Source organism: [Actinomadura] parvosata subsp. kistnae (assembly GCF_900323885.1).
In the GTDB taxonomy this organism is placed as follows: Bacteria; Actinomycetota; Actinomycetes; order Streptosporangiales; family Streptosporangiaceae; genus Nonomuraea; species Nonomuraea composti.
Genome location: NZ_OOHJ01000030.1, coordinates 232,829 through 248,699 on the forward strand (window position 1 = coordinate 232,829; position 15,871 = coordinate 248,699).

The window sequence follows — 15,871 nt, forward strand, 5'->3', positions numbered from 1 at the left end:
CCGCCAACCGGTCGAACGTCATGCCGGAAGGGGCCGAAGGTCCCGGCGGCGCGGGGTGAGGTCGCTGCCCCACACCGGTCATGACGGCGCGCGTGGTGCGCCTCGGCGTCTCATTCCTCGAGGACCTCCGGCAAGGAACGGCGGATGGAGTCGGGGTCCGCGTCCAGCGTGACGCCCAGCCGCATGATCATCTGCGGGTACGCGGCGCCGCAGAGCTGCTGACGCAGGAACTCGCGCAGCTGGTCCATCTCCAGTGCCTGAGTGTGGAAGGCGGCACTGACGCCATGCGCGGCGGCGTGCAGCAGAATGTGCTGCAGCGCCTGGCCCGCAGCGATCCAGTCCTCCCGGCCGTCGCCGACCGTACTGAGCAACGCCACGGTCCCCACCGCAGTGCCTGGCCCGCTCTCGCGGACCCACTCGCGGCGCCAGGCGTACTCGCGCTGGGCGAAGTACGGCTCGGTACGTCCCCCTCCATGGGCGTCGGCCGCAACGCCGTCCATGCGCGTGCTTTCGGGCGCCCGCGACCAGCGCAGCAGTTCCAGGGTGAACCGCCGGTCCCGTGCCTGCACGCCCTGGGCGGCTTCCGTGAGCGCGGCGATCACCGCGATGGCCTGCGGGTTCAGCACCGGCGTCAGCTTGGCGCCCTCGTTCATGGCGGCCCGCTCAAGTGACTGGAGAAGCCGCTCCGGCACCGGCACGTCGGCGAAGCCCGCGCGATGGGTGCGCCGCCGCTCGATCTCCCCGCCGAGTACCCAGGTCACCTCGTCGGCCTGCGCCGGGGCGCCGGCCTTGACGGTGGCCAGCAGGTTGGGCCGGTCCGGGTCGGGCAGGACGCGGACGATCGGCTCGTATCCCTCGCACCGGATGACCGTCCGCATGGTGAACAGGGCGGCACCGCAGCTGATCAGCAGTTCCCGGCCGCTCGCGTCGCTCACGTGAAGCTGCCGTTCGACGTCGGCCTTCAGTCCGATCTCCGCACCGTCCAGGTGGAACGTCCAGGGCTGGGTGTTGTGCACCGAGGGCGCCCACCGGGCGGCCTCCACCGCCGCGTCGAGCGCATGTTTGACGGATCGTGCCGCCATGGCTCCACCTCCAGCAGACGACAGCAGGCGATGCGCCCAGCGCATCACGTCGAGGCCCTCGCGTGAAGCCCGCGTACGGAGCACGAGCCGGGTGGTGATTTCGGGTCGAGTACGGGTTGCTTGCCGGCGACGATGACGTTCCCGGATCGCCGCCGCCGTGCCGTCTCCCGCTTGCTGTTCCGGCTCGACATGCACCGCCGTCCCCAGGCCGCCGCCCTCGCCGCCCGCCTGCTCGCGGATCGACGCGAATGCCACGAAGCCCATCCCTTGTGAGGGGTGGGCTGGTGGCACGCGAGCCGGCTACTGGAGCCACGGGGTGCGGCGGACGATGGGCAGGTTGCCCAGGCCGAAGGTGGTGCCGGCGCCGGCGAGGGCCAGGCCGATGAGGACGATCGCGTAGATGAGGTGCTCGTCCATGAAGGGGTTGTTGGCCAGGGGCAGCTCGGCGGCCCACATGAGGACCAGCATGAGCGTGCCGGCGCCGGCGGCGACGCGGGTGCCGATGCCGAGGATCAGGGCCAGGCCGATGCCGAGCAGGCCGGCCATGAACAGCCAGTCCACCCACGCTTGTCCGGCCAGCCCGCCGAAGAAGCCGCCCAGCGCGTTCTCGCCGGTGCCCTTCAGGAAGCCGGTCGTCGGGCTGCCGCCCGCGACCCACGCCTTGGCCGCCGGGGTGGCGAACCCCCAGCCGAAGGTCTTGTCCAGGAATGCCCACAGGAAGATCCAGCCGATCGAGATCCGGGCGGCGGCCCAGACGTAGTCGGCGGGAAGGCGGGCGGCGAGCTCTGCGGTCCCCGCCGGTTTGTGGATGGTGGTGGCCATGACGAGCCTCCCTTGTCAGCTCCGTCGTGCAGTCCTTGTCACACCCCCATCACACCGGCCGCGACCTCCGACGCTCAGTGCCGTACGGCCCTGCGCCGCCGGACATTGGTCCCTGCTCCACGACCCGCGGCAGCGGGGGGCGGGCAGGGACCTTCGGCGCCGGTCAGGAGGCCGTCCGGCACTCACCGCGGGCCGTCCCGTGCGGAAGCGTCGGTCGCAGGAGGTGTGCGATGTCCGCTTCACTCGCTACCGAGCTCGGCGTCCGGCGGCTGCTCGTCGCGGCCGGGCAGGCGCCGTCCGTGCTCAACACCCAGCCCTGGCGCTTCCGCGTGGTGCGTCAGGAGTACGTCGAGGTGCTCGCCGATCCTGACCGGCGCCTGCGCGTCAGCGACCCGAACGGCCGCAACCAGTACGTGTCGTGCGGGGCGGCGCTGTTCAACCTGCGCCTGGCCGTGCGGACGGCGGGGCGGCGGCCGCTGGTGTGGCTGCTGCCGTCGCCGGAGGAGGAGCCCGGGCTGCTGGCGGCCGTGCGGGTGGGCGGGGCACTGGCCGTTCCCGGCGAGTATCGGGAGCTGTACGACCTGATCCCGGTGCGCCGCACGAGCCGGGTGCCGTTCCTGGAGCGGGGTGTGCCGCGCTCGGTGATGTCCGCGCTACGGCGGGCCGCCTCCCGCGAGGGCGCCGCCCTCGTGCCGCTCGACCGGCACGCCACCGCCGACCTGCTCGACCACGTGGCCATCGCCGAGGACCAACTGGCCCGCGACCACGACTACCGGGCCGAGCTGGCCGCCTGGACGATGCCGGGCACGCGCTACGACGGCATGCCCGGCTACGTGCACGGGCCGCACCCGCTGCGGGATCCGGCACCGGTGCGGGACTTCGGACGGCACCAAGGGCAGGCGCGTTTCGAGGAGCGGCCGCAGCTCGCGGTGCTGACCACGATGGGCAACCGGCCCGCCGACTGGCTGCGGGCCGGTCAGGCGCTGCAGCGGGTGCTGCTGGTCGCCGCGCGGCACGATGTGTCGGCGTCGTTCCTGAACCAGCCGCTCGACCTGCGGGACATGCGCCACCGCCGCGACCCGCACCACCGGCGCGGCCACCCGCAGATGATCATGCGGTTGGGTTACGGTCCGTACGTGGCCCGCAGCCCGCGCCGCCCGGCGGCCGAGCTGGTCAGCGGGTGACACGCAGGACGATGCCGGTCCGCACGATGACGCGCCGCACGATGACGCGCCGCAGGATGACGCGCCGCAGGATGCCGGCTCATCCCACCACGGCGACGGGGCAGGGAGCGTGCTGGAGCAGGAACGCGGCGATGCCGGCGCGGGTGGCCCGCCTGCGGCCGACGACCATGAGGGAGGCGGCCCCGTGGTCGGCGACCGGCTGCAGCCGCACACCGGGGTGGCGCGCCGCCCACCCGCTCGACGCGGACGCGGCCGACACCGACAGGGGCAGCCGGCGCAGCGCGGCCTCCTCGGAGGCGAACTCCAGCACGGCGGCGTCCGGCGCCGGCTCGGCCACCACGACCGGGCCGGGCCTGGACGCGGCGGGCAGCGGCCCCGGCCCGCGCACGACGATCACGGGGCAGCCGGCGTGGACGGCGACGTACTCGGCCACCGAGCCGACGACCGCCCTGGACAGGGCGCTGAGCCCGCGTGAGCCGACCACGACGAGCGCGGCGTCCTGGGACAGCTCGACCAGGCGTTCGGCGGCGGGCCCCTCGTGCAGGTCCGTCTCGACGGGCACGCCGGAGCTGGTCCGGCGGGCGCAGTCGGCGCCGTGCCAGAGCACGTGCTCGGCCGCCTTGCGCAGGTGGGCCTTGGCCTCCTCCTCCGCCTGCCCGTAGGGCCACTGCCAGGCGTGGGCGACGGTCAGGGGCAGCTTCCTGAGCTCGGCCTCGTCCAGCGCCCAGTCGAGCGCCTGGACGGAGAAGTCCGATCCGTCGTAACCGAGCACGATCTGCTTCATGCCGTCAGCGTCACTCCTGCTCCGGGCCGCCGGGCAGGGACTTTCGGCCCTCGTGCCGGGGTCGTCCGGCCCTGCCTGCCCGGCGGGCCCATCCGCCCGCGCCGCGCCCGCGCTGACCAACGACTGTCCCGTTCGGGACCTTCGCCTCTGAATCGCGCGCCGTTCGGGAGGTGTGATGAGGGCGACCGACACAAGGGCGACAAGGAGGACGCCATGCGCATGACCGTCGCGGACGTGATGACGGCCAAGGTCGTCACGGTCACCGCCACCACTCCGTTCAAGGAGATCGCCGAAGCGCTCATCTCCGGCGGCATCAGCGCCGTCCCGGTCACCGACGACCACGACCGGGTGCTCGGCATGGTGTCGGAGGCCGATCTGCTGCGCAAGGAGGAGTTCCGGGAGCAGTACTACCGCGAGGGCTACCGGCCGCCGCTGCGCGCCCGGCTGCGCCATCCGAAGGGGCGGCACAAGGCCGGCGGCGACACCGCCGCCGAGCTGATGACCAGCCCGGCCGTCACCGTCGCGGCCGGCGCGTCCGCGGTGGAGGCCGCCCGCCTCATGGACGTCCACGACGTCAAGCGGCTCGCGGTCGTCGACCACGACGGGCGGCTGGCCGGCATCGTCAGCCGCCGCGACCTGGTCAAGCTGTTCCTGCGCGCGGACGACGACATCGCCGCCGAGGTGCGCGACGACGTCCTCGACCGCACCCTGTGGGTCGAGACCGGCGGGGTGCGCGTCGAGGTGCACCAGGGCGTCGTGACGCTGTCCGGGTGGATGGAACGCCGTACCGAGGCCGCCATCGCCGTTCGCATGACGCGCCGTGTCAACGGCGTCGTCGATGTGGTCGACAAGCTGACCTGGAAGAGCGACGACTCCCGGTGGGAAGCCAGGTAGCCATGCTCGTCCGCGAGGTCATGAGCAGCCCCGTGATCACCGTCCGCCGCACCGACCCGGTGCGCCGGGCGATCCGGACGCTGCACGGCCACGACATCACCGCCGCCCCCGTCGTGGACGACTCCGGCCGGTTGGTCGGCGTCGTCAGCGAGCTGGACCTGCTGCGCGGAGAGTTCGAGCCCGACCCGCGCGCCTCCGTCCTGCCCCCGCACGCGGCGCAGGAGCCGCCGCCCCGGCGGGTCATGGAGGTCATGGCCCGCGAGGCCGTCACCGTCACCGAGACCACCGACGTCACCACCGTCATCGACCTCATGGTGGGCAAGCGGATCAAGAGCCTGCCCGTGGTCCGCGGCGAGGAGATCGTCGGCATGATCAGCCGCCGCGACCTGATGGCCATGCTGGCCCGTCCCGACGGCGAGCTGCGCGCCGCGGTCGAGGCCGCGCTGCGCGAGCACTACCCGTTCGGGCCGAGCTGGGACGTCGCCGTGCACGACGGCGTCGCCGAGCTGAGCGGGCCGCCGCACCAGCACGCCGACCACATCGCCGACCTGCTCGCCCGCACCGTGCCCGGCATCGTCCGGGTCAAGCACCTCAGGAGAGCGCCATGACAAGCACCGTCGAGAACGTGATGACCACCGAGGTCGCCGTCGTCAACCGCAGCGCCGGCTTCCACACCGTCGCCGAGCTGCTCATCAGCCGGGGCGTCAGCGGCATGCCCGTCCTGGACGACGACAACCGCGTGGTCGGCGTCGTCTCCGAGGCCGACCTGCTGGCCAAACAGGAGTTCAAGGAGCGCTACTACGGCGACGACTACCGGCCGCCGCTGCGCGCCCGCATCCGGCACGCGAGCGGCAGCGAGGGCAGCGGCTACCGCAAGTCGCTCGGCGAGACCGCCGGCGACCTGATGACCAGCCCCGCGCACGTCACCACCCCGGACGCGCCGATCGTGTCGGCCGCCCGCCTGATGGACCGGCACGGCGTCAAGCGGCTGCCCGTCGTCGACCCCGGCGGCCGGCTGGTCGGCATCGTCAGCCGCCGCGACCTGATCAAGGTCTTCCTGCGCCAGGACCAGGAGATCGAGCAGGAGGTCCGCGCGGCCCTGCACGGCCAGGCCGAGGTCACCGTGCACGACGCCGTCGTCACGCTGACCGGCACCTACGCCGAGCGCAGCCAGGCCGTCACCGCGCTCCGGCTGGCCGGCAACATCGACGGGGTCGTGGCCGTGCGGGACGAGCTGGCGTACAAGCACGACGACATCCCCGACCTGCCCATGTGGGGCGGCGCCTGAGCCAGGGGGCGGCTCGTCCCCCGGGTGGGGGCCGCCCCTCAAAGGCCGATGGACCCTCCATCTTGGGACTTTGGTCCGCAGGCAGCCCCGCCCGGCGGTGCTGCGCTGGGAGGATGAGTGCTTATCCCGTACGGGTCGAGGCCCGGCTCGAAGAGCCGCTGAACCGGGGCCTGTGGATCGTCAAATGGCTCCTCGCGATCCCCCACTACATCGTGCTGAGCCTGCTGTGGGTCGCCTTCGCGATCCTCACCGTCATCGCGTTCTTCGCGATCCTGTTCACCGGCCGCTACCCGCGCGCGCTGTTCGACTTCAACGTCGGCGTGCTGCGCTGGACGTGGCGGGTGGCCTACTACACCTACGGCGCCCTGGCCACCGACCGCTACCCGCCGTTCACGCTGGGGCCGGCGCCCGACTACCCCGCCACGCTGGAGATCGACTACCCCGAACGGCTCTCGCGCGGGCTGGTGCTGGTCAAGTGGTGGCTGCTGGCCATCCCGCACTATCTCGTCGTGGGCCTGTTCAGCAGCGGCAGCGCGATCTCCTGGCGCGGCGACTCGCCCGACGCGATCGGCGGGATGTTCTACACGCTCGACTGGGGCGGGCTGATCGGGCTGCTGGTCCTCGTCGCGGCCCTGGCCCTGCTGTTCACCGGCCGCTACCCGCACGGCCTGTACGACTTCGTGATGGGCATGAACCGGTGGTCGCTGCGGGTGGCCGCGTACGCGTCGCTGATGACCGACGCCTACCCGCCGTTCCGGCTGGAGCAGGGCGGCCACGAGCTGCCCCGCATGGACAAGCCCGCCCACGTCCCGGTACGGCACGGCGCCGCCTCCGTCGTGACCATCGTGCTGGGCTCCCTGCTCGCCTTCGCCGGCCTGGCGAGCGCGGCCACCGCCGCGGGCGTGACGCTGCTCGACCGCACCCGCGACTCCGGCGGCTTCGTCGGCACGAGCGCCGAGCACGTGGGCACCTCCACCTACGCGCTGACGACCGAGCAGGTCACGATCGCCGGGCAGAACGTGCGGTTCCTGCGCCAGAGCGTGGGCCGGGTGCGCATCGAGACCACCGGCCGCCCGCTGTTCATCGGCATCGCCCGCGAGAGCGACGTCGGCGCCTACCTGCGCGGCGTCGCCCACGAGCGCATCGCCCGCCTGGCCTACCCCAGCGGCGACGTCACCTACGACCGCTACCCGGGCGCCGCCCCCGCCTCGCCTCCCGGTGAGCAGACCTTCTGGGCGGCGACCGGCTCGGGCTCCCTGACCTGGGACATCCAGCCGGGCGACTGGGCCGCCGTCATCATGAACGCCGACGGCACGGCCGGCGTGACGACCGACGTCACGGTGGCCGCCACGCTGCCCTGGCTGGGCGGGCTGGCGACGGGGCTGGTGATCGCCACGATCGTCCTGCTCGCGGCCGGGGTCGGGCTGGTGCTGGTCGGCATCCGCCTGGCCGTCACCCCTGACCCGGAGCCCGCGCAGCCGACCCCCGCACGGTGAACACGCAGCCGATCGGGCGCCCGCCCTTCCGCGGGCGCCCGTCCTTTGAGGACAGGACGTGATGGCGATGGCACCCCGGCGGATTCACCGGATGGAGCGGGTGCACCAGATCGGGTCGGCGGTGGTCTGGGTCGGCATGTGGACGGGCGCCGCGCTTGTCCTGCGCGGGCATCCCGGCGCGTTCGGCTCGATGATCCCGCTGCTGGCGGCGGGCAGCGTCGTCGGGCTGGCGCTGCCGGGGCACGACGGCATGCGGTTCTACCTGATCGGGTCGCTGGTCGTCTGGGCGGCGCTGCTCGCCGGGACGGCGCTGCTGCTGGGCGGGACGCCGTGGCTCGGGCCGTTGCTGGGCCTGCTGGCGGCGGGCGCCGTCTACTTCCTCGTCGTCGCGCCCACGTACATGATCATGTGGCCGCCGCACGAGTGACCAGCGGGTGCCGTTCAGCCGACGAGCACCTTGACGGCGGCGGTGATCTCGCCCAGGGCGCGCTTGGCGTCGGCGAAGTACATGCCGGTCCTGGGATCGGTGTAGAGCTCGTTGTCGATGCCCGCGTAGCCGTGGCCCATCGACCGCTTGATGACGATCACGCTCTTGGCGCGGTCGGCGTCGATGATGGGCATGCCCGACACGGCCGTGCCGGGGCGGCGGGCGGCCGGGTTGACGACGTCGTTGGCGCCGACGACGAAGGCGACGTCCGTCTGCGGCATCGCCGCGTTGGCGTTCTCCATGTCGGCGAGCTGCGGGTACGGCACGCCCGCCTCGGCCAGCAGCACGTTCATGTGGCCCGGCATGCGGCCGGCCACCGGGTGCACCGCGTAGGAGACGCGGACGCCTCGCTGCTCCAGGAGCTGGGCCAGCTCGTGCAGCTGGTGCTGCGCCTGCGCGGCGGCCAGGCCGTAGCCGGGGATGACGACGACCCTGGTGGCGTAGGCGAGCTGGATGGCGGCGTCGTCGGCCGACAGCGACCGGACGCGTCCCTGGCCGGCGGGGCCTTCGATCGGCTTGTCGTCGCCGGTGCCGAATCCGCCGGCGATGATGGCGGTGAGAGACCTGTTCATGGCGTCGGCCATGAGCTTGGTCAGGATGGTGCCGGAGGCGCCGACGAGGGCGCCCGCCGTGATGAGGACGCCGTTGCCGAGCGCGAACCCGGCCATCGCCACCGCCGTGCCGGTGAACGCGTTGAGCAGCGAGATCACCACCGGCATGTCGGCGCCGCCGATCGGGGCGACCATGCTGACGCCGAACCCGAGCGCGGCCACGGCCAGCACCGCGAACGCGGCGAGGCCGCCGTTCCCGGTCAGCAGCAGGATCGAGGCCCCCGCCATGGCGAGGACGAGCACCGCCGTCAGGGCGCGGGCGCCGGGGAAGAGGATGGGGTGGCTCGGCACCACGCCCTGCAGCTTGCCGGCGGCGACCAGCGAGCCGGAGAACGTGACGGCGCCGATCAGCACGTCCAGCACGACAGGCAGTGAAGCACCGTGCGTGCCGGAGACGTGCAGGGTGAAGTCGTGCACGCCGATCAGGGCCGCCGCGCCGCCGCCGACCGCGTTGAACAGGCTGACGAGCTGCGGCATCGCCGTCATCCGCACGCGCCGGGCCAGCAGCAGGCCGGCGCCCGAGCCGAGCGCGGCGCCGGCGGCCAGCGCCGCCCACGCCCACGGCCGGACCGTCGCGGCGTGCACGAGCACGACCGCGGTGGCCGCGACGCCGGCCGCCATCGCGGCGGCGGACAGGAGGTTGCCGCGCCGGGCGGTGACCGGCGAGTTCATCAGGTGCAGGCCGAGTACGAAGCAGGTCGCGACGGCGAGGTAGACCAGCCGGATCACGAGGTCGAAGGCGCTCATCTCGGCTCTCCCCTGGGCGGGCGGAACATCTCCAGCATCCGGTCGGTGACGACGTAGCCGCCGACGACGTTCATGGCGGCGAACGCGGCGGTCACGAACACCAGCGCGTAGCCGAGGGCGTCGTCCGCGCTCAGCGTGATCAGCAGCGCGCCGGCCAGCACGATGCCGTGCACCGCGTTGGCCGCCGACATCAGCGGTGTGTGCAGGGTCGTCGGCACGCGGCCGATGACCTCGAAGCCGAGCAGCAGGCTGAGCACGAACACGCTCAGGTCGGCGAACAGCTGCACGCTCATGCCGCGCCCCCAGTGACGATCCTGGGGACGATCCCGGTGACGATCACGGCCCGCTGGATCTCGTCCCCGGGGTCGAGGGCGAGGGCGCCGTCGCGCAGCACGTGGGTCAGGAAGGCGCACACGTTGTGGGCGTAGGCGGTGGAGGCGGCGGCGGGCATCGTGGCGGGCAGGCCGGTCGCGTCGATGACGGTGACGCCGTTCTCCGTCACGTACGTCTCCCCCGGCCTGGTCGCCTCGACGTTGCCGCCGGCCAGGTCGACGATCACCGAGCCGGGCCGCATCTCCTTGACCGCGGCCTCGTCCACCAGCAGCGGCGGGCGGCGGCCGGGCACGAGGGCGGTGGTGATGAGGACGTCGTGGCGGGCCACGTGCCGGCCCAGTTCGTCCCGCTCGGCCCGCTGCTCGTCCTCGGTCAGCGCCCGCGCGTACCCGCCCTCGCCGTCGCCGCCGTGCGCGGTCAGGTCCAGGACGTTCGCGCCCAGGGAGGCGATCTCGGCCCTCGCCTGCGGCCGGATGTCGTAGCCGGTGACGACGGCGCCGAGGCGGCGGGCCGTGCCAATCGCCGACAGGCCGGCGACGCCGGCGCCGAGCACCAGCACCTGGGCGGGGCGGGCGGTGCCGGCGGCGGTGACGAGCAGCGGGAAGAAGCGCTCGTAGGTGCAGGCGGCCAGGATCGCGGCCCGGTAGCCGGCCACGTTCTCCTGAGAGGTGCGGGCGTCCATCGGCTGGGCGGCGCTGATCGTGCGCGGCACCCGGTCGAGGTCGGCGGCGATCACGCCCCTGGCGGTCAGGTCCGCGACGTAGGCGGGGTCGGCGTGCAGGAGGCCGACGACGAGCTGTCCGGCCCGGAGCCGGTCGGCGGGCGGGCGGCCCACGCAGGCCAGGACATCCGCCCTTGTTCGCACGTCATCGACGATCTCCGCGCCCGCCTGCGCGTACGCGCCGTCCGGGAAGCGGGCGGCGGCGCCCGCTCCGGCCTCGACCAGCACGGTCAGGCCCGCCGCGCGCAGCCGCGGCACCAGGTCGGGCGTGATCGCCACCCGGCGCTCGCCCGAGCCTGTCTCCTTGACGATCCCGATGCTGAGCATGAAGCCACCCCTCTCACGGTTTCCTCCCTTCGAGGGTCCGGCCGGGACAAGGGGCGGGATGAGGGCCGAAAGTCCCGGCGGGCGGGACGTTCGGCCCTCCAGCCGCCGCCGGCCGCCGGGCTACACCGGGAGCATGGAGTACCAGACGCGCATCCACGGCCGGGGCGGCCAGGGCGTCGTCACCGCGGCCGAGCTGCTGTCGGTGGCCGCCTTCCTGGAGGACCGCTACGCCCAGGCGTTCCCCACGTTCGGCTCGGAGCGGACGGGCGCCCCTGTGGTGTCGTTCTGCCGCATCTCCGACAGGCCGATCCGCGTGCGCGAGCCGATCACCGCGCCCGACGCGATCATCGTCCAGGACGTCACCCTGCTGCGGCAGATCGACGTGCTGGCCGGGCTACGCCCGGACGGCCACGTGCTGCTCAACTCGGCCCGGCCGGCCGCGGAGCTGGGCGTCGCCGGCCACAGCGTGCCGGCCTCGGAGATCGCGCTGCGCCACCTCGGCCGGCCGGTGCCGAACGCGGCGCTGCTCGGCGCGTACTGCGCGCTGACGGGCGTGCTGTCGCTGGAGTCGGTGCAGGCCGCGATCCGCACCATGTTCCCCCGCCAGGTGGCCGAGGCCAACGCGGCCGCGGCGGCCGAAGCCTGCTCCTACGTGAGGGAGGCCGCTCGTGCTTAGGCAGATGGAGGGCTCGCAGGCCGTCGCCGAGACGGTCGCGCTGTGCCGGCCCGAGGTGATCTGCGCCTATCCGATCTCGCCGCAGACGCACATCGTCGAGGCGCTCAGCCGGATCACCCGGGCGGGGCGGCTCGGGACGTGCGAGTACGTCAACGTGGAGTCGGAGTTCGCGGCCCTGTCGGCGTGCATCGGCGCGTCGGCGGCCGGGGCGCGCACGTACACGGCGACCGCCAGCCAGGGCCTGCTCTACATGGCCGAGGCGCTCTACAACGCCTCGGGGCTCGGCCTGCCGATCGTGATGACGGTGGCCAACCGGGCGATCGGCGCGCCGATCAACATCTGGAACGACCACAGCGACTCGATGTCACAGCGCGACTCCGGCTGGATCCAGCTGTACGCGGAGACCAACCAGGAGGCCGTGGACCTGCACGTGCAGGCGTACGCGCTGGCCGAGGAGCTGTCGCTGCCGGTGATGGTGTGCATGGACGGGTTCGTGCTGACGCACGCCTTCGAGCGGGTCGATCTGCCGTCGCAGGAGCAGGTGGACGCGTTCGTGCCCGCGTACGAGCCGCGCCAGGTGCTCGATCCGGACGATCCGGTCTCGATCGGCGCCATGGTGGGCCCGGAGGCGTTCACGGAGGTGCGTTACCTCGCGCACGCCCGCCACCTGGAGGCGCTGGAGCGCATCCCGGCCGTCGCGGCGAGCTTCGAGGCCGCGTTCGGCCGCCGCTCGGGCGGGCTGGTGCGCGGCTACCGGACCGAGGACGCGGACACGGTGGTGCTGGCCCTCGGGTCGGTGCTCGGCACGATCAAGGACGTGATCGACGAGCTCCGCGAGAGCGGCGAGCCGGTGGGCGCGGCGACGCTGACGGCCTTCCGCCCGTTCCCGTTCGCGGCGCTGCGCGCGCTGCTCGGCTGCAAGCGGCACGTCGTGGTCGTCGAGCGGGCCTTCTCGACCGGCGTGGGCGGTATCGTCTCCGCCGACGTGCGGGCCGCGCTGCCGGACGCCGAGGTGCGCACGGTCGTGGCGGGCCTGGGCGGGCGGCCGGTCACCAAGGCGGCGCTGCGCGGCCTGCTGACCGCGGGCGAGCCGGAGCCGCTGACCTTCCTGGACCTCGACCGCGACCTGGTCGCGAGGGAGCTGGCCAGGGTACGGGCGCGGCGCCGTTCGGGGCCGAGCGCCGAGAACATGCTGCGCGATCTCGCCGGAGGTGGCTGATCATGCCCGCGCCACGCACGAAGTTCTACCAGGTCGGCAGCTTCGCGGTGGGGAACCGGCTGCTGCCGCCGGAGCAGCGCGCCGTCCAGGCGGCGCCCGATCGCGGCAACGCGCTGACCTCGGGCCACCGGGCGTGCCGGGGCTGCGGCGAGGCGCTCGGCGCCCGCTACGCCATCGACGCCGCCATCCGGGCGACCGGCGGGCGGATGATCGCGGTGAACGCGACCGGCTGCCTGGAGGTGTTCTCCACGCCCTACCCTGAGACCGCCTGGCAGGTGTCGTGGATCCACTCCCTGTTCGGCAACGCCCCCGCCGTCGCCACCGGCGTGGCGGCGGCGCTGAAGGCCAAGGGCCGCACCGACGTGCGGGTGGTGGGCCAGGGCGGCGACGGCGGCACGGTCGACATCGGCTTCGCGTGCCTGTCGGGCATGTTCGAGCGCGGCGACGACGTGCTCTACATCTGCTACGACAACCAGGCGTACATGAACACCGGCGTGCAGCGCTCCGGCGCGACCCCGCCGGCCGCGCGCACGGCCACCACGCCCGTGCCGGGGGGCAACGCGTTCGGGCAGGGCAAGAACGCGCCGCTGATCGCGATGGCGCACGAGATCCCGTACGTGGCCACCGCGACCGTGGCCGACCTGCGCGACCTGGAGTACAAGGTGCGCCGGGCGATGGACTTCCGCGGCGCCCGCTACCTGCACATCCTGGTGCCCTGCCCGCTCGGCTGGGTCACCGACGCCTGCGACACGATCCGGGTGGCCCGGCTGGCCACCGAGTCCGGCCTGTTCCCCGTGTTCGAGGCCGAGGGCGGCGAGGTCACCGGCGTGACGAGGATCAGGCGGCGGATCCCCGTGGACGACTACCTGAGGCTGCAGAGCCGCTACGCCCACCTGTTCGCGGACCCGCCCCGTACCGACGTCATCGCCCGCATCCAGGCGTCGGCCGACCGCAACATCCGCCGCTTCGGATTGGTGGACTGATCATGGACAAGCCCTTCGCCATCACGCTGGGGGCCGGAAGCAGCCACGCCAACAAGACGGGCGCCTGGCGCACCGAACGGCCCGTCTACGTGGACCGGCTGCCGCCCTGCAACCACGCCTGCCCCGCCGGGGAGAACATCCAGCACTGGCTGAGCCTGGCCGAGGAGCCCTCCTACGAGGCCGCCTGGCGGCAGATCATGCTGGACAACCCGTTCCCCGCCGTCATGGGCCGCGTCTGCTACCGGCCCTGCGAGAGCGCCTGCAACCGGGGCCAGCTGGACGAGGCCGTCGGCATCAACTCGGTCGAGCGTTTCCTCGGCGACCAGGCCATCGAGCACGGCTGGACCGTCCCCGTGACGGCCCAGCCGTCCGGCAAGCGGGTGCTCGTGGTCGGCGCGGGGCCGGCCGGGCTGTCGGCCGCCTACCACCTGACGCTGCTCGGCCACGCCGTCACCGTGATCGACTCCGGCTCCGCGCCCGGCGGCATGATGCGCTTCGGCATCCCCCGCTACCGGCTGCCCCGCCACGTCCTGGACGCCGAGATCCAGCGCATCCTCGACATGGGCGTCACCCTGGAGCTCGGCCGGACCGTCACCGACCTGGCCGAGGCCATGCGCGGCTTCGACGCGGCCTTCCTGGCCGTCGGCGCGCACATCGGCAGGCGCGCCTACCTCCCGGCCGGCGACTCGGCCCGCATCCTCGACGCGGTCTCCGTGCTGCGCGACGTGGCGGACGGGCCCGCGCCGCTGCTGGGCCGCCGCGTCGTCGTCTACGACGGCGGCAACACCGCCATGGACGCCGCCAGGACCGCCAAGCGTCTCGGCGCGGCCGACGCCGTCGTCGTCTACCGCCGCACCCGCGACCGCATGCCCGCCCACGACAGCGAGGTGGCCGAGGCGAGCGAGGAAGGCGTGCGGATGAAGTGGCTGTCCACGATCGCGCACGCCGACGGCGAGCGCGTCGTCATCGAGCGGATGCGCCTGGACGAGACCGGCTTCCCGCAGCCGACCGGCGAGTTCGAGGAGCTGGCCGCCGACTCGGTGGTGCTGGCGCTGGGCCAGGAGGCCGACCTGTCGCTGCTGGCCGGGCTGCCCGGCATCAAGGTCGAGGGCGGCATCGTCAAGGTCGGGCCGGGCATGATGACCGGCTGCCCCGGCGTGTTCGCCGGCGGCGACATGGTGCCCGCCGAGCGTACGGTGACGGTCGCCGTCGGGCACGGCAAGAAGGCGGCCAGGCACATCGACGCCTGGCTGCGCGGCGGCGCCCACCGGCCGCCGCCGCGCCACCCGATGGCCGGCTTCGACCTGCTCAACACCTGGTACTACAGCGACGCGCCGGCCACCGTCCGCCCCAAGCTCGACCTGGCCCGCCGGATGAGCACGTTCGACGAGGTCGAGGGCGGGCTGGAGGAGTCGACCGCGCTGTTCGAGGCGCGGCGCTGCCTGTCGTGCGGCAACTGCTTCGAGTGCGACAACTGCTACGGCGTCTGCCCGGACAACGCGGTGCTCAAGCTGGGGCCCGGGCTGCGGTACGAGATCGACCTCGACTTCTGCAAGGGCTGCGGGCTGTGCGTGTCGGAGTGCCCGGCGGGCGCCATCGAGATGGTTCCCGAGGTCACCTGACCGCCGGCGCGTGTCCCCGCTCGCAAAGGTCCGTACGAAGGAGGGACTGTCATGAGCACGTCCATGGGCACGCCGAAGATCCTGCCGAAGATCCTGGTGGCGTACGGCAGCAGGAACGGCTCGACCGCGGGCATCGCCGAGATGATCGCGGCCGAGTTCGCCGAGCAGGGCTTCGAGGCCGAGGCCCGCCCCGCCGGGCAGGTGCGCGACCTCGGCGCCTACGGCGCGGTGGTGCTCGGCGGCGCGCTGTACAACGCGCGGTGGCACCCGGCGGCGCGCGCGTTCGCCCGCCGGCACGCGGCCGCGTTGCGCGGCCGGCCGCTCTGGCTGTTCAGCAGCGGGCCGCTGGACCGCTCCGCCACCGCCACGGAGCTCCCGCCGGTGCGGCACGTGGCGGAGGCGGCGCGCAGCCTGGGGGCGCGCGGGCACGTGACGTTCGGCGGCTGCCTGACCGACACGGCCAGGGGTTTCATCGCCCGCTCCATCGTGCGTAACGGGAGAGGCGGCGACTTCCGCGATCCGGGGCACATCAAGGAATGGGCAGCGAAGATCGCGAGCGAGCTCCGCTGACAGGACCGTATCCCGCCGGGCGGGT

16 protein-coding genes and 1 pseudogene are annotated in these 15,871 nt (G+C 73.4%); 11 read left to right on the forward strand and 6 right to left on the reverse strand.

Annotation, left to right across the window (positions count from 1 at the left end):
- Positions 1–110: 110 nt before the first annotated feature.
- Both KIS93_RS56865 and KIS93_RS56870 read right to left on the reverse strand, forming a co-directional pair.
- Positions 111–1,337: an Acg family FMN-binding oxidoreductase gene (locus KIS93_RS56865; RefSeq protein WP_230466242.1), complete on the reverse strand. Its 1,227-nt coding sequence runs from the start codon at positions 1,335–1,337 to the stop codon at positions 111–113.
- A gap of 45 nt (positions 1,338–1,382) precedes the next feature.
- Positions 1,383–1,904: a DoxX family membrane protein gene (locus KIS93_RS56870; RefSeq protein ID WP_080039401.1), complete on the reverse strand. Its 522-nt coding sequence runs from the start codon at positions 1,902–1,904 to the stop codon at positions 1,383–1,385.
- 230 nt (positions 1,905–2,134) lie between these two features.
- On the opposite strand from KIS93_RS56870, the gene KIS93_RS56875 reads away from it, so the two are divergent.
- On the forward strand, positions 2,135–3,088 hold the full coding sequence (locus tag KIS93_RS56875; RefSeq protein ID WP_080039402.1) for an Acg family FMN-binding oxidoreductase: 954 nt from the start codon (positions 2,135–2,137) through the stop codon (positions 3,086–3,088).
- 79 nt (positions 3,089–3,167) lie between these two features.
- On the opposite strand, the gene KIS93_RS56880 is transcribed toward KIS93_RS56875, so the two are convergent.
- Positions 3,168–3,872 carry a universal stress protein gene (locus KIS93_RS56880; RefSeq protein ID WP_080039403.1) on the reverse strand — a complete coding sequence of 235 codons (705 nt, stop codon included), beginning with the start codon at positions 3,870–3,872 and terminating at the stop codon, positions 3,168–3,170.
- A gap of 213 nt (positions 3,873–4,085) precedes the next feature.
- Between KIS93_RS56880 and KIS93_RS56885 the strand changes: the two genes are divergently transcribed.
- From KIS93_RS56885 to KIS93_RS56905, 5 genes and pseudogenes are all read left to right on the forward strand, one after another.
- Complete coding sequence (locus KIS93_RS56885) at positions 4,086–4,766, forward strand: CBS domain-containing protein (protein ID WP_230466243.1); 681 nt, start codon at positions 4,086–4,088, stop codon at positions 4,764–4,766.
- A gap of 20 nt (positions 4,767–4,786) precedes the next feature.
- Positions 4,787–5,374, forward strand: a complete 588-nt coding sequence (locus KIS93_RS56890) for a CBS domain-containing protein (RefSeq protein ID WP_186405054.1) — start codon at positions 4,787–4,789, stop codon at positions 5,372–5,374.
- Complete coding sequence (locus KIS93_RS56895; protein WP_080039405.1) at positions 5,371–6,054, forward strand: CBS domain-containing protein; 684 nt, start codon at positions 5,371–5,373, stop codon at positions 6,052–6,054. The genes KIS93_RS56890 and KIS93_RS56895 overlap by 4 nt, the downstream gene beginning before the upstream one ends.
- Before the next feature lie 113 nt (positions 6,055–6,167).
- Positions 6,168–6,833: pseudogene (locus tag KIS93_RS69420) on the forward strand (DUF4389 domain-containing protein); the annotation flags it as partial.
- Positions 6,834–7,611: 778 nt separating this feature from the next.
- Positions 7,612–7,977 carry a hypothetical protein gene (locus tag KIS93_RS56905; protein WP_155127623.1) on the forward strand — a complete coding sequence of 122 codons (366 nt, stop codon included), beginning with the start codon at positions 7,612–7,614 and terminating at the stop codon, positions 7,975–7,977.
- Positions 7,978–7,991: 14 nt separating this feature from the next.
- Here KIS93_RS56905 and KIS93_RS56910 read toward each other — a convergent pair whose 3' ends face one another.
- The 3 genes from KIS93_RS56910 to KIS93_RS56920 are packed head-to-tail and all read right to left on the reverse strand — an operon-like array spanning position 7,992 to position 10,776.
- Complete coding sequence (locus tag KIS93_RS56910; protein WP_080039408.1) at positions 7,992–9,395, reverse strand: NAD(P)(+) transhydrogenase (Re/Si-specific) subunit beta; 1,404 nt, start codon at positions 9,393–9,395, stop codon at positions 7,992–7,994.
- Positions 9,392–9,688, reverse strand: a complete 297-nt coding sequence (locus KIS93_RS56915) for an NAD(P) transhydrogenase subunit alpha part 2 (RefSeq protein WP_080039409.1) — start codon at positions 9,686–9,688, stop codon at positions 9,392–9,394. The genes KIS93_RS56910 and KIS93_RS56915 overlap by 4 nt, the downstream gene beginning before the upstream one ends.
- Complete coding sequence (locus KIS93_RS56920) at positions 9,685–10,776, reverse strand: NAD(P) transhydrogenase subunit alpha (RefSeq protein ID WP_080039410.1); 1,092 nt, start codon at positions 10,774–10,776, stop codon at positions 9,685–9,687. Before KIS93_RS56920 ends, KIS93_RS56915 begins: the two co-directional genes overlap by 4 nt.
- Before the next feature lie 133 nt (positions 10,777–10,909).
- Between KIS93_RS56920 and KIS93_RS56925 the strand changes: the two genes are divergently transcribed.
- The 5 genes from KIS93_RS56925 to KIS93_RS56945 are packed head-to-tail and all read left to right on the forward strand — an operon-like array spanning position 10,910 to position 15,846.
- The gene (locus tag KIS93_RS56925; protein ID WP_080039411.1) at positions 10,910–11,452 is read left to right on the forward strand and encodes a 2-oxoacid:acceptor oxidoreductase family protein; all 543 of its coding nucleotides are present in this window, start codon (positions 10,910–10,912) and stop codon (positions 11,450–11,452) included.
- Positions 11,445–12,671, forward strand: coding sequence for a pyruvate ferredoxin oxidoreductase (porA, locus tag KIS93_RS56930; protein ID WP_080039412.1), 1,227 nt, complete (start codon positions 11,445–11,447; stop codon positions 12,669–12,671). Before KIS93_RS56925 ends, porA begins: the two co-directional genes overlap by 8 nt.
- Before the next feature lie 2 nt (positions 12,672–12,673).
- The gene (locus KIS93_RS56935) at positions 12,674–13,654 is read left to right on the forward strand and encodes a thiamine pyrophosphate-dependent enzyme (RefSeq protein ID WP_080039413.1); all 981 of its coding nucleotides are present in this window, start codon (positions 12,674–12,676) and stop codon (positions 13,652–13,654) included.
- A 2-nt stretch (positions 13,655–13,656) separates the two neighbouring features.
- Positions 13,657–15,276: an NAD(P)-binding protein gene (locus KIS93_RS56940; RefSeq protein ID WP_186405055.1), complete on the forward strand. Its 1,620-nt coding sequence runs from the start codon at positions 13,657–13,659 to the stop codon at positions 15,274–15,276.
- Positions 15,277–15,327: 51 nt separating this feature from the next.
- A complete protein-coding gene (locus KIS93_RS56945) occupies positions 15,328–15,846 on the forward strand; it encodes a flavodoxin domain-containing protein (RefSeq protein WP_222108074.1) in 519 nt (172 codons plus the stop codon).
- Positions 15,847–15,871: the final 25 nt, after the last annotated feature.